General features: G+C 73.4%; 10 protein-coding genes. 4 read left to right on the forward strand and 6 right to left on the reverse strand.

The annotated features are described in order from the left end of the window. Positions 1-48: 48 nt before the first annotated feature. The 6 genes from ACFVWU_RS13185 to ACFVWU_RS13210 are packed head-to-tail and all read right to left on the reverse strand — an operon-like array spanning position 49 to position 7,053. Positions 49-1,266, reverse strand: a complete 1,218-nt coding sequence (locus ACFVWU_RS13185) for a ketosynthase chain-length factor (protein ID WP_387619108.1) — start codon at positions 1,264-1,266, stop codon at positions 49-51. After that, a complete protein-coding gene (locus tag ACFVWU_RS13190) occupies positions 1,263-2,531 on the reverse strand; it encodes a beta-ketoacyl-[acyl-carrier-protein] synthase family protein (RefSeq protein WP_387619111.1) in 1,269 nt (422 codons plus the stop codon). Before ACFVWU_RS13190 ends, ACFVWU_RS13185 begins: the two co-directional genes overlap by 4 nt. Then, positions 2,528-4,180, reverse strand: coding sequence for an FAD-dependent oxidoreductase (locus ACFVWU_RS13195; RefSeq protein ID WP_387619114.1), 1,653 nt, complete (start codon positions 4,178-4,180; stop codon positions 2,528-2,530). The genes ACFVWU_RS13190 and ACFVWU_RS13195 overlap by 4 nt, the downstream gene beginning before the upstream one ends. A 29-nt stretch (positions 4,181-4,209) precedes the next feature. Then, positions 4,210-4,503: an antibiotic biosynthesis monooxygenase family protein gene (locus tag ACFVWU_RS13200; RefSeq protein ID WP_387619117.1), complete on the reverse strand. Its 294-nt coding sequence runs from the start codon at positions 4,501-4,503 to the stop codon at positions 4,210-4,212. Positions 4,504-4,529: 26 nt separating this feature from the next. Next, the gene (locus ACFVWU_RS13205) at positions 4,530-6,107 is read right to left on the reverse strand and encodes a class I adenylate-forming enzyme family protein (protein ID WP_387619120.1); all 1,578 of its coding nucleotides are present in this window, start codon (positions 6,105-6,107) and stop codon (positions 4,530-4,532) included. Continuing rightward, positions 6,100-7,053, reverse strand: a complete 954-nt coding sequence (locus ACFVWU_RS13210; RefSeq protein WP_387619123.1) for an aromatase/cyclase — start codon at positions 7,051-7,053, stop codon at positions 6,100-6,102. The genes ACFVWU_RS13205 and ACFVWU_RS13210 overlap by 8 nt, the downstream gene beginning before the upstream one ends. A gap of 245 nt (positions 7,054-7,298) precedes the next feature. On the opposite strand from ACFVWU_RS13210, the gene ACFVWU_RS13215 reads away from it, so the two are divergent. The 4 genes from ACFVWU_RS13215 (at position 7,299) to ACFVWU_RS13230 (ending at position 13,074) form a co-directional block, all read left to right on the forward strand. Next, the gene (locus tag ACFVWU_RS13215; protein ID WP_387619126.1) at positions 7,299-8,234 is read left to right on the forward strand and encodes an aldo/keto reductase; all 936 of its coding nucleotides are present in this window, start codon (positions 7,299-7,301) and stop codon (positions 8,232-8,234) included. Positions 8,235-8,317: 83 nt separating this feature from the next. Next, the gene (locus tag ACFVWU_RS13220) at positions 8,318-9,238 is read left to right on the forward strand and encodes a hypothetical protein (RefSeq protein WP_387619129.1); all 921 of its coding nucleotides are present in this window, start codon (positions 8,318-8,320) and stop codon (positions 9,236-9,238) included. After that, positions 9,238-9,969, forward strand: coding sequence for an ABC transporter permease (locus ACFVWU_RS13225; protein WP_387619132.1), 732 nt, complete (start codon positions 9,238-9,240; stop codon positions 9,967-9,969). Before ACFVWU_RS13220 ends, ACFVWU_RS13225 begins: the two co-directional genes overlap by 1 nt. 36 nt (positions 9,970-10,005) lie before the next feature. Beyond that, a complete protein-coding gene (locus ACFVWU_RS13230; protein WP_387619135.1) occupies positions 10,006-13,074 on the forward strand; it encodes an amino acid adenylation domain-containing protein in 3,069 nt (1,022 codons plus the stop codon). Positions 13,075-13,103: the final 29 nt, after the last annotated feature.

Genomic DNA, 13,103 nt, shown 5'->3' on the forward strand with positions numbered 1-13,103 from the left:
TCCGCCCGGCCGGTGGGCCGGGCTGCCGTATCGGTCGGGTGAGTGGCTTCAGGCCGCGGTCAGGCACATCGCGGAGGTGTGACCGCCCCTGCCGCGGGACAGCACCAACGCGGTGCGGACCTCGACGGCCCGCGGCTCGCCCAGCACGAGGTCGAGCCCGTACTCGTCGACGGGGTGCTCCACGTGGACGGTGGGCGGGATGACGCCGTCCCGGATGGTCAGCAGGGCCGCGGCGAGGTCCAGCGGGGCACCGCCCGCGTACAGCCGTCCGGTCATGGTCTTCGGCGCGGTCACCGGGACGCCGTGTGCCCCGAAGACCTCGGTGAGCGCCGCCGCCTCGGCCGCGTCCGCCTCCGGCAGGCCGGCGGCGTCGGCGAAGACCACGTCGACGTCCCCGGCCGCGAGCCCGGCGTCCGCGAGCGCGGCCTCGATCACCCGGCGCAGGGCGGGCGGCCGGCCGGAGCCGGGCCGCGGGTCGAAGCCCGAGGCATACCCGGCGACCTCGCCGTACACCCGGGTCGTGCCGCGGGCCGCGGCGTGCTCGGCGTCCTCGACCACGAGGATCGCTCCGCCCTCGCCGGGGACGTAGCCGTCGGCCTCGCGGTCGAACGGCAGGTAGGCGCGCTGCGGGTCCCGTCGGGTGGTGAGCCCGCCGCCGGCCAGGTGAGCGATCCAGGCCCACGGGCACAGCGAGCTGTCCACGCCGCCGGTGACCATCAGCCCGGTGCCCTGGCGGACCGCCCGGCGGGCCCCGGCCACCGCGTCCAGGCCGCCGGCCTGGTCGGAGACCACCGCTCCGCTCGGGCCGCGCAGGCCGTGCCGGATGGAGATCTGACCGGTGTTCACCGCGCAGAACCAGGCGAAGGACTGGTAGGCGCTGACGTGCTTGGGCCCGCGGGCCCAGAGCGCCTCCAGCTCCCGCTGGCCGAACTCGAAGCCGCCCGAGCTGCTGGCCGTCACCACGCCGGCCCCGTAGTCCGGGAGTCCGGCCGGGTCGACGCCGGCGTCGGCGATCGCCCACTCGGCGGCGGTCAGCGACAGCTGGGTGACCCGGTCGGTCTGCGGCAGCAGCTTGGCCGGCAGGTGCTCGGCGGCCTCGAACCCCTTGATCTCGCCCGCCACTTGGGCCGGGTAGCCGGACGGGTCGAAGCGTTCCACCCGGCCGAGGCCGCTGCGGCCGAGCAGGACCGCCGACCAGTACTCCTCCAGGCCGACGCCGTTCGGCGCCAGCACGCCCAGCCCGGTGACCACGGTGCGCACGGTCATGCCGCCACCCCTGTCGGCCGGCGCAGCACCATGGCGCTCTGGAAGCCGCCGAACCCGCTGCCCACGGTCAGCACCGCGTCCAGCCGGGCGTCCCGGGCGGCCAGCGGCACGTAGTCCAGGTCGCACTCGGGGTCGCGCTCGTGCAGGTTGGCCGTCGGCGGCACCACCGAGTGTTCGATCGCCAGCGCGCAGGCGGCGATCTCGATCGAACCGATCGCCCCCAGCGAGTGGCCGACCATCGACTTGATCGAGCTCACCGGCGTGCGGTACGCGTGGTCACCGAGGCTGCGCTTGAAGGCGGCGGTCTCGTGCCGGTCGTTCTGCCGGGTGCCGGAGCCGTGCGCGTTGACGTAGTCGACCGCGGTCGGGTCCAGCCGGGCCTGGGCGAGGGCCTCGTCGATGGCCGTGGCCATCTCGCGCCCCTCCGGGTGGAGACCGGTCATGTGGTAGGCGTTGCTGCGTGTGGCGTAGCCGCCGAGTTCGGCGTACAGGCGGGCGCCGCGGCGCCGGGCACGCTCCGCGCTCTCGAGCACCAGCACCGCGCTGCCCTCGCCGAGGACGAAGCCGTTGCGGGTGTTGTCGAACGGACGGGAGGCGTGCTCCGGGTCGTCGTTGCGCGGCGAGGTCGCCCGGATCGCATCGAAGCAGGCGACCGTGATCGGGGTGATCGGCGCGTCGGTCGCCCCCGCGACCATCACGTCCACCACGCCCTCGCGGATCAGCTGGGCGGCGTGCCCGATCGCGTCGATGCCCGAGGTGCAGCCGGTGGAGACCATGCTCACCGGGCCCTCCGCGCCGACCGACCAGGCCAGTTCGCCCGCCATCGAGCTGGGGATGAACTGGTCGTACAGGTGCGGCACGGTGTAGTGGTGGTCCACCAACCAGTTCGCCCCGCGGTTGCTGGTGACGACGTACTCGCGCTCCAGGCTGGTGCTGCAACCCACCGCGCTGCCCAGCATCACGCCGATCCGGCTCGGGTCCGTCCGGTCGAGGTCCAGCCCGGAGTCGGCGACCGCCTCCGCGCCCGCCACCAGGGCGAACTGCGCGGCGCGGTCGAGCCGACGGACCTCCTGCGGCCCGAGTCCGCTCGCCGCCGGGTCGAAGTCGCACTCGGCGGCGATCCGGGACCGGAACCCCTCGGGGTCGAAGAGCGAGATCCCCCGGGTCGCGGTGCGGCCCGCCGTGATCATCTCCCAGAACGCCTTGGTCCCCGTGCCGCCGGGCGCGACCACTCCGATCCCGGTGACGACTACCTGCGTGTTCATGCCTTCCTCTCCTCTGCCTCCGCCGCGCCACCCGGCGCCTGCCGTCCTCCGCGGCCGACCAGGTGCGCGCCGTCGAGCGCCCGGTCCAGTTCCCGCTGATCGCTCCGGCCGCCCCGGGCGGCCAGGTACCCGTCCGGCCGGACCAGCAGCCAGGAGCCCGGCCGCGCGGCCAGGGCCCGGCGCAGCCGCCCGCTCGGGTCGGGCAGCGGGGCGACGCCGTCCTCGCCGCCGCCGACCGTCCGTACCGACAGCCACGCGCCGTACCGTGCCTGCGCCTCCCGACCGAAGCCGGCGTCGCCGTCGGCCGGGACGTGCAGCAGGGTCCACCGGGTGTCGCGCAACTCCTCGACCATCGCGGCCAGGGATTCCCCCGGCTCCGCGGCCGCCAGCACCGAGGTGATCCGGAACCCGGGCCGCGGGCCGGCCGGCTCGGCCCCGGCAGCGTCGGCGGTGGTCAGCGGCGACTCGGGGTAGCCCAGCGCGAGGCCGGACATGGCGCTGAGCACCTTGTGCTGGATCTTCCTGCGCAGCGGCGTGACGGTCCGCACCACCGAGAAGAACACCGGCAGGAACACCCCGGCCAGGGCAGCGCGCAGCGCCACCAGCCGGGTCGCGTTGCGGGTGGACCTCAGCAGTTCGGCGCCGATCGGCAGCCGCTCGGCGTCGTAGCTGTCCAGCAGGGCCTCCCTGCTGTGGCCCTCGATCACCATCGCCAGCTTCCAGGCGAGGTTGTACGCCTCCTGGACGCCGGTGTTCAGGCCCTGCCCGGAGGCCGGGCTGTGCACGTGCGCGGCGTCGCCGGCGAGCAGCACCCGGCCGACCCGCATCCGCTCGACCATCCGCTGCTGCGCGGTGAAAACGGAGACCCACTCGGGCTCGTCCACCCGCACCGGCCGGCCGAGCGCGGCCGACAGCTTCCGGGCGAAGCGGGCGGCGATCACGACGCCGTCGCCGTCGTACGCGGTCTCGGCGGTGTCCAGCATCCGCCAGCGGTCGCCGGGCAGCGGGACCAGCATCAGGGTGCCGGCCCCAGCGTGCATCCAGTAGATGCTGTCGGCCGGCAGGTCCACCGTGACCCTGGCGTCGGCGAGCAGCCAGGTGTCGTTGGAGTCGCCGACCAGCCGCAGTCCGAGCGACTTGCGGACGGTGGAGTGGCCGCCGTCGCAGCCCACCAGCCACGAGGTGCGGACGGTCTCCCGCTCGCCGCCGGCGTGTGCGAGGACGACCTCGACCCCGTCGGCGTCCTGGCGCAGTTCCTCCAGCCGGACGCCCCACTCGACCTTGACCCCGAGCCGTTCGACGGCGGACCGCAGCATCTGTTCGGTGCGGACCTGGTCGATGCTCAGGGTGAACGGGTAGGCGGTCGGGTTGCGGCTGTAGTCGGCGTCCAGCCGCACCAGCCGCCGCCCGCCCTTGAACATGGTGAAGCCCTCGATCCGCCGACCGAGGTCGAGCATCTCGTCCACCACGCCCATCTGCTGGTAGGTCTCCAGCGTGCGGGGGTGGGTGGCGATCGCCCGGCTGGTGGTCGCCGGCCCGGCGGCCGCGTCCACCAGCCGTACGGCGAGGCCGTGCCGGGCCAGCTCGTGCGCGGCCGTCAGGCCGACCGGTCCGGCCCCGACGACGAGCACCTGCGGCTGATTCCTCATCGATCCTCCTGTGTTGGGGCCGGATCCGGTCAGGCGTGGTGCGCGGTGACGGTCTCGTAGAGGCCGGGCGCCGGCTTGGCGATGACCTGCGCCAGCCGCTTGATCAGCGCCTGGAAGTCCTCAGTGCGCACGGCCGCCTGGTGCGACGCGGCGTCGTCCCACTGCGCGATCTCGGCGTACGAGCCGGCCTCGCGCACCGAGCGCAGCAGGGTGTGGCTGCGGTAGCCGGGCTGCTGCGACATGAAGGCGTTGAGCTCGGCGGAGATGCTCCGGAACTCCTCCTCGCTGCCGGTCACGGTCAGCTGGTTGATCAGAGTGATCATGGTTCCTCTTCTCGGGTCTGGGGTGGTCAGGCGGCACCGGCCGCCGAGCGGGCCCGCAGCTCGGCGCGCAGGATCTTGCCGTTCGGCGAGCGGGGCACAGTGTCCAGCGCGGTGATGTGCCGGATCCGCTCGTAGTAGGCGACCCGGCTGTTGACGAAGGCGGTGATCCGGTCGAGCACATCGGGCGCACCGCCCGGGCGGATCACCACGAAGGCGTGGGCCACACCGTTGCCGAGGCCGTCCGGCCGGTCGACCACCGCGCAGTCCGCGACCGCGGGGTGGCGGGCCAGCACCTCCTCGATCTGGGCGGGCGAGACCAGCCAGTTGTCGTGCTTGAACACGTCCTTGAGCCGGTCCACCAGGTACAGGAAGCCGTCCTCGTCGACCGTGCCGATGTCGCCGGTGGAGAACCAGCCGTCGGCGTCGACACCGGTGGGCAGCGCCGGGTCCAGGTAGCCCGTCATCACCTGCGGGCCGCGCACCTGCACCTCACCACGCTCGCCGGGGCCGAGGGCCACCCGGGTGTCCACATCGACGATCCGACACTCGGTGTCGGCCACCACCGGGCCCACCGAGCCCGGCCGCGGGTCGTCGATGACGCCGGTGTGGGTCACCGGCGAGGTCTCCGCCAGGCCGTAGCCCTGGAGCACCGGGATGCCGAAGTGGTCCGACAGCGCCTCGGCGGCCGCCTGCGGCAGCGCGCTGCCGCCGGACAGGATCGCCTCCAGCGCCCCGGCGCCCAGCTTCGGCAACCGCGGGTCGGCGGCCAGCCGGGCCAGCCGCATCGGAAGGCTGAACAGCCGTACGGCACCGTGCCGTTCGGCGGCGACAAAGGCCTCGACCGGGTCCTCGCCGGGGCAGAGCACCTGGGTGGCGCCCGCGTGCACCGCCGAGTTGAGGTGCATCAGGTGGTACAGCGGCAGGTGGTTGGCCACCACGGAGGTGTGGTCGATCCGGTGGGCGTGCGCGATCTGGGCGGCGTTCACGGTCAGGTTGCGGTGCGACAGCACCACGGCCTTGGGCGCGCCCGTGGTGCCGCTGGTGAAGTGCAGGCCGCCGGGGCCCTCGACCCCGGTCGCGGGCGCCGGGTCGCCGGCCCCTTCGCCCCGGGCGAGGAACTCGGCCAGGGTCTCGGCGCCGGCCCCGTCGCCGGGCCCGTCCAGCACCACCACCCTCTCCAGGTCCGGCAGTCGGCCGCGGATCTCGGCCAGCCGGCCGAGCAGTGCGGACGGCGCGAACAGCAGCCGGGTCCGGGACGCCACCAGCACGTGCCGCAGGCCGGGTGCGGGCAGGTACGGGTTGACGCTGACGATCACCTGGCCGGCCCGGGCAATGCCGTAGTACAGCGCCGCGAACTCCGGGCTGAGCACCGTGGTGGCACCGACCACCGCCCCGGCGCCGGGCAGCGCGGCGGCGACGGCCCGGGCAAACCGGTCCACCTCCACATCGAGCTGACGAAACGTCAGGCTCCTTTTACCGCAGACCAGGGCGGTGCGGTCCGGCCAGTTCGCGGCCGCCCGGCGGGGGAGCCGGTCGAGGACGACCGGCTCCGGACGCGTGCCGAACGCCCGCGGGACGGTCCCGCGTCCGACCGGCTCAGACACTGGCGCGCTCCTCGGCGTAGGTCTTGGCCAGCCGCAGGTTGGTCATGCTGTTGGTGCTGAGCACGCGGCGCAGGTACTTGCGGGCGTCCTCGACCGTGGTGCCCTCACCGAGCAGCGCGAGCTTGGCCGGGTTGATGGTCACGGTGTGGCGGGAGCTCAGCAGGTGGCCCTCCGGCGTCTCCGCCCAGGCCCAGTGACCGGTGTGCGCGGTCAGCAGCGGCGGCGGAGTGATCTGCTTGTAGACGATCCTGCCGTGCGGCAGGCAGACCCGGACCGAGCGGGTGAAGTGGCCGCGACCGTCCGGCGTCGTGGTGTCCATGTCGAAGAACTGGATGTTCGGGACATCCTCGGTCATCGTCAGCTTGTGCACGTGCGCCAGCCGCTCGGGCCACTTGTCGGCCTCGTAGAGGATCGTCCAGGAGTCCTCCACCGCCCCGCCGATGAACAACGGGTCCTCGAAGTCGACCACCAGGTGGTCGAGTTCATCGCCCAGTTCGGCGGCGAGCTTCAGCTCCTCCAGCTGCTTGCCCAGGTGCTTACCGAGCTCCTCGGCAACCCGCTCGGCCGGCACGTCCGCGTCCGGCAGCATGGCGAACTCGTGCCGCACGGTCACCCGGCTGGTGCCGTCCCCCTCGTCGGTGAACAACCAGACGCCACCGCTGGCCGCCAGCGGGGCCACAGCCGGCTCGTTGGTGAACGAGATGCGCAGGCCGGCCCGGTCGAAGACGCGCCGGGCGGTCCAGACCCGGACCGCGTTCTCGCCCTGCAGACCCCAGATCCTCAGCTCGTCGCGGTCCGCGGACTCCTGGGTCCGCTCGGTGTGCACGACCGGGGTGAAGTACTGCGGCCAGCGGACCGCGTCCTCGATGAGCGCGAAGGCCCGCTGGGCCGGCGCGCTCACCACGATGCTGTACTCGGCCACCAGGGGCTCGCTCTTCTCCGTCACGAGGATCCTCCGTCTCGGGTGCGGCGGGGCTCGAGGCTTCCGTCCCCGGAGGACCGGCCCCGACCTTTCTCCCCACGACCCTGACCACCAGCTCTACACAGCCGCTGGAGTAGCGGTCGAACACTCCTGCACCGAATCCCCCAGCCCGCTTCCTCGCGGGATCCAGCCGATCTCTAGGCGGCGCACCTAGCGTTCCGGCCGACTGTACGAACCGAATGGGGGGAACGGCGTTGAGGAAGCGGACCTTGGGCACCGGTCAGGGCTTGACCACCGGCGCGGTCGGCCTGGGGACGCTCGGCCTGACCGGTGGATACGGAGCGGTGGGCGCCGACGAGGCGGTCCGCGCCGTCCGTACCGCCCTGGACCTCGGCATCACCCTGCTCGACACCGCCGACTTCTACGGCGGCGGCGAGATCGAGCGCCTGGTCAGCCGCGCCGTCGCCGGCCGCCGGGACGAAGCGGTGATCGCCACCCGTGGCGGCGCGGTCTTCACCGACGGCTCCCGTCCCACCGCCTTCGACGGCAGCCCCGACTTCCTGCGCCGCGCCTGCGACGCCTCGCTCGCCCGGCTCGGCACCGACCGCATCGACCTCTACTACCTGGCCCGGCCCGACCCCGCCGTCCCGATCGAGGAGACCATCGGCGGGCTGGCCGCCCTGGTCGAGGCCGGAAAGGTCCGGCACATCGGGCTCTCCGAGGTCCCAGCCGACCTGCTCCGCCGCGCCCACGCCGTTCATCCGGTGACCGCGCTGGAGAGCGAGTACTCTCTCTGGTCGCGCGGCCTCGAGGACGACGTCCTGCCCACCACCCGCGAGCTGGGCGTCGGCCTGGTCGCGCACAGCCCGCTCGGCCGCGGCTTCCTGGCCGGCACGCTCTCCTCCGCCGATCAGCTCGGACCGGCCGACTACCGCCGCCGCCAGGAGCGCTTCGCCACCGGCAGCCTGGCCCGCGACCACGCCCGGCTCGACCCGGCCCGCCGGATCGCGCAGCGCCACGGCGTCCCGCTCGCCACCCTCGCCCTGGCCTGGCTGCTCGCCCAGGACCCACACCTCGTCCCGATCCCCGGCAGTCGCAGCGACGAGCACCTGCGGCAGAACGCCGACGCCGGCGACCTGGAGCTCGACCGGCCCGAACTCGACACGCTCACCGCCCTTCTGGCTGATCGTCCGACCGCATCCTGACCCGAGGGTTCCGGCCCGGCCCGGGCCGCCGGTCCACACCGGCTCGGACGGGACCGGACCCGCCCGACCCCTGGGAGCGCACCATGCCCCTGTCACCGTCCCCCGGCCGCTGCGCCCAGGTGTCGCGGGAGGCGGCACCGAACACCCCCGCCGCGGTGCGGCTCACCGGCCCGCCCTGGACCCTCACCGTCGAACCCGGCACCGCCGTGGCCTTCTTCGGCTCACGCGCCGACGTCACCGCGCTGTTCGACCGGCTACTGGGACTGCGCCCGGCGGCCGGCCTGAGTGTCCTCGGCCTGCCGCCCGCCGAGGCCGTCCGCACCGCGACGGCCACCGGACTGCCAGCCGGCAGCGGACTGCCCGCGGGCCACACCGTCGCCCGGGTGCTGGCGGTGGCCCGACGGCTCGGTCCGCGCCCCCTCGACCAGTCCGACCTGGCCGCACTGTGCGGCATCGGCGAGCTGTCGGGCGTACGGACCGAGGGGCTCCCGGCGGGCGGCCGGGCCCTGGTCCGGCTCGCCGTCGCCCTCACTCACCGGCCCGAGCTGCTGATCCTCGACCATCCGACCGACGGACTCCACCCCGACGACGCGGCCGCGTTCTGGGGCGTCGTCCGCGCCTACCACGCCGACGGCCACACCGTCCTGCTCGCCGTGGACGACCCGACCGAGGCCGAACGGATCGCCGACCGGGTCCTGCTGCTCAGCCCGGACACCGTCCGCGTCGACTCCACCCCCGCCGAACTCGCCACCCGGGTCGAGGGTCGGCTCATCACCTTCGACTCCCCGGACGCCGAACTCGCCAAGCTGCGCGAACTCCCCGGCGTGGCCGCCGCCACCAGCGCTGCCGAGCAGGGGTTCCGGCTGCTCAGCACGGACTCCGACGCCACCGTGGCCGCCGTGCACGCCGCCGGCCTCCAGCTCACCCGGCTGCGGATCGCCGACCCGGGCCTGGCCGAGGCGCTCGCCCCACTGCTGCCCACCGACTCCGAGGAGACCGCCTGATGACGCTGCTGTACCGGCTGGAGCTCCTACGGCTGCTCCGCGACCCGACCATGCTGATCTCCGTCCTGATCTCGCCGATCGCCACCTGCCTCCTGATCGCCGACGAACTGGTCCGGCAGCCGCCCGACGGCCTCGACTCCAAGACCTACGTACTGGTTTCAATGGCTGCCGTGGGCGTGGTCTACGCCGGTCTGTCCGGGACCGCCACCGCCATCGCCAAGGACCGCAGCAGCGGCTGGTACCGCCAGCTGGCCGCCGGCCCGTCCCGCGGCCGCGGCTACCTCGCCATGCGGCTGCTCACCGTCGTCCCGCTCTGCCTACTCTCGGCCACCGGCGTCCTGCTCGCCGGCAGCCGACTGGGCGACATCAGCATCAGCGCGGGGCACCTGGCCGGCACCGTGCTCGCGCTCTGGGCCGGCTCGACCGTCTACTGCCTGCTCGGCTGCGCCTGCGGCCTCGTGCTGACCGAGAAAACCGTCGCCCTACCGGTGCTCGTCGGCGTCTGGGGCTTCAACATCCTCGGCGGGCTGCTCTGGCCGGTCGACACCTTCCCCGGCTGGCTGCAGGTCCCGGCCAAGCTGACGCCCACCTACCACCTCGGCCAGCTGGCCCACCAGACCCAGCTCGGCGAGACCCCGGGAACCGTCCAGCTCCTGGCCCTCAGCGGCTACCTGGCGCTCGGCACGGTCCTACTCGCGCTCGCCCACCGGCGTTCGCGCACCCAGGTCTGACCCCGCACCGGACCACTCACCGAGAAGGCACCTGACATGATCGAGCCGTACCAGCGCGCCGACACCATCCACGGACTGTTCGCGTGGAGCGTGCACCACCACCCCGACCGCACCGCCCTGATCCACGCCGACGAGCGTCTCACCTACGCCCAACTCGACCGGCTCTCCGACCACTTCGCCCACGAGCTGGAAGCCCGCGGCATCGGCCCCGGCCACCACGTCGGCCTCGGCCTGCCGCGCACCCCGACCACCGTCGCCCTGCTCCTGGCCATTCTCAAGCGCGGCGCCGCCTACGCCGCCTTCGACCCCAAGTGGCCCCACCAGCGCCGCGCCGACCTGCTCACCCGCCTCGACGCACCGCTCCATCTCACCACCCCCGACGACACCCACGCCTGGCCCGTCCCCACGTGGGCACCCGGACCGCCCCAGGGCGCCCTGCACACCCACACCGCGCCTGCCACCCCGGGCCACGCACCCGCCGCCGTCTGCTTCACCTCCGGCTCCACCGGCACACCCAAGGGCGTCGTCCTCCCCCACCACGGCACCGCCCGCCTCTTCGACCACTGCACCTTCGCCCCGTACGACAGCACCGCGGTGATCCCGCAGCTGTTCCCGTTCCAGTGGGACGGGCCGATCCTCGACCTGTGGGGCCCGCTGCTCTGCGGCGGCACCTCGGTGCTCACCGACGACATCATGCAGCCGCAGCTGCTGCGCATGCTGGTCAAGGAGCACGGCGTCAACATGGCGGTGCTGCCGACCGCCGTCTTCAACGTCGTGGTGGACGAGGACATCGACGCCTTCGAGGGACTGCGCTGGGTGCTCACCGGGAGCGAGACCGTCTCGGTCGAACACATCCGCCGGCTGCTCGACCGGTTCCCGGAGATCGAACTGTCCAACGGCTACGGGCCGGTGGAGTCGACCGCCCTGGTCTCAGCGCACCGGATCACCCCAGCGGACCTCGACAACCCGACCGGCATCCCGATCGGCACACCGCTCACCAACAGCGCCGTCCACATCCTCGACGGCGACCGGCCCGTCCCCCTCGGCACCACCGGCGAGATCTGTCTGGCCGGCCACGGCCTTGCCCACGGATACCTCGACAACCCCGACCTCACCGAGGAGAAGTTCACCACCCTCACCCTCGACGGCCGCCCCACCCGCGTGTACCGCACCGGCGACCTCGGCCACCGGAGCCCCGACCACACCCTCCACTACGCCGGCCGCAACGACCGTCAGGTCAAGATCCGCGGCCACCGCATCGAACCCGGCGAGGTCGAACAGACCACCAACCGGATCCCCGGCATCCATCGCACCGCCGTCACCCCCATCACCAACTCCCAGGGCCAGCCCACCGACCTCGCCCTCTACTACGTCACCGACCCCGACCACCCCGTCACCCCTGACACCGTCAAGGCCGTCCTCACCCAGAAGCTCCCCGGCTACCTCGTCCCCCGCCACATCCGACACCTCCCCACCCTCCCCCTCACTCGCAACGGAAAGATCGACCACAAGGCCCTCGCCACCCACAACCCCAGTCCTCGGAACACCACGACGGAGCACACCACCGAGAACCCGGCGAACGCCCCCCGCACCGCCCTCGACCACATCACCCACGCCTTCGCCCAACTCACCCCCACCGCAGCCCAGGACGCCGACGCCGACTTCTTCGCCCTCGGCGGGAACAGCCTCGACGCGGCACGACTCGCCAGCCGCCTCACCCGGACCCTCGACCACCCCGTCCCCGTGTCCCAGATCTACCGCACCCCCACCCCCGCCGGCCTGCACCACTGGCTCGCCACCCAGAGCGCCGGCCTCCCCCGGGAAGAACCCCCGACCGGCGCGCCCTCCACCGGCATCCCCCTCACCACCGGCCAGGCCAACTTCGCCCACGCCACCCCCACCACCACCTGCCTCCTCACCTGGTGGATCACCGGTCCCCTGGACACCACCGCCCTCACCCGAGCCCTCACCGACCTCCACCACCGCCATCAGACCCTCCACGCCCACTACCGCCCCACCGACCCGCCCACCGCCACCGTCCCGGAGCACCCCACCGCCCCCGACATCCGGCACCTCCCCCCGACCACCGGCCCCCACGACGCCCTCAGCGCCACCGACCACCACCTCCGGCAGCCCCTCGACCCCGCCACCGGCCACAACTGGCGCGCCACCCTCACCCGAACCGACCGCGACACCCACCTCCTCGGCCTCGCCATCCACCACATCGCCTTCGACGGATGGTCGGAGACCGTCCTCGTCAACGACCTCAACACCGCCTACCGGGCACGCCTCGACGACACCCCGCCCGTCTGGCGGGACCCCGCCCCCACCCTCCACGAGATCCACCTCGAACAGGCCGCCCACACCCCCGACCTCACCCCGCAGAGGACCTACTGGCGCGACCGACTACGGACCCTCCCCAAGCTCCGGCTCCCCGGCACTCCCGCCACCCCGCTCGCTCCCACCGGCCCCACCCACGGCACCGAACACCTCATCCCCCGAACCCACCTCGACACCTGGAACACCCACGCCCACACCCACCGCCACACCCCCTTCGCCTACCACGTCGCCGTCTACACCCACGTCCTCCACCGCCTCACCGGCCAGACCGACATCGGCATCATCGCGCCCGTCGCCAAGCGCGGACAGCGCCTCCTCGACCGGGCCGTCACCAGCCGGATCAACCCCGTCGTGCTGCGCACCGCCCCCCACCAGAACCCCACCCCCACCATCAACCAGGCCCTCGCCAACCAGGACCTCCCCTTCACCGAGACCATCGGCGAACTCGGCAAGGCCCGGCCCGACGTACACAACCTGATCGCCCTGCCGCTCTACCTCCTCCAGGACTTCGAGCGCGCGGCCCTCGCGCTCCCCGGCTGCTCGGTCGAGCTCGCCGAGGACCGCCTCGCCCAGGACCAGGGCACACCGCTGGCGGTCGAGGCCTTCCACCACCCGACCGGCCGTCTCCGGGTGACCGTACGGACCGACGTCCTGCCCGGCGGGTTCGCCGACACCGTCGCCGAGCTCTACCTCGCCACCCTCGCCGCCGGCCCCGAAGCCCTTTTCGGTGCCGACGAGGACGCTTCCGCGACAGCACGGCCCTGACGACAGACGGAGGCGGCCCGGACCGAAAT

This window comes from Kitasatospora sp. NPDC058190, from assembly GCF_042883685.1.
Classification (GTDB): domain Bacteria; phylum Actinomycetota; class Actinomycetes; order Streptomycetales; family Streptomycetaceae; genus Kitasatospora.